Below are 323 nucleotides of genomic sequence, written 5' to 3' on the forward strand. Positions count from 1 at the left end.
TTCGCGATATCCGGTCGGGGCCTCCGGTCCGTCAAGCAGGGCCGTGCGAAAGCCCAGGCCAAGCTCCGGAAGAAACGCGCCCGCACGAAACCCGGGTCGCGACGGCGTCAGCGCCTGAATCACGCACGGCATCGCGGAAGCGAAAAAGTCGAGCGCGTGACACGCAACGCGTTGCATCACGCCGCCAATCAGATCGTCGCGTTTTGTCTGTCCACCGGCATCACCATCCTGTATGCCGGCGATCTCGGCACGCTCAACCACCACAAACGCCACCGCCGATCCCGGCGGACTAACCAAGAGGTCGGGGCGTTGGAGTTCGGGCG

Annotated in this window: 1 protein-coding gene; it reads right to left on the reverse strand. The window is 65.0% G+C overall.

Annotated elements, in window-relative coordinates:
* On the reverse strand, positions 1 to 323 hold a 323-nt coding region (locus HIJ39_RS23505; RefSeq protein WP_169103422.1), incomplete at both ends, for a hypothetical protein.

This window comes from Sulfobacillus harzensis, assembly GCF_012933365.1.
Taxonomy (GTDB): Bacteria; Bacillota; Sulfobacillia; order Sulfobacillales; family Sulfobacillaceae; genus Sulfobacillus_B; species Sulfobacillus_B harzensis.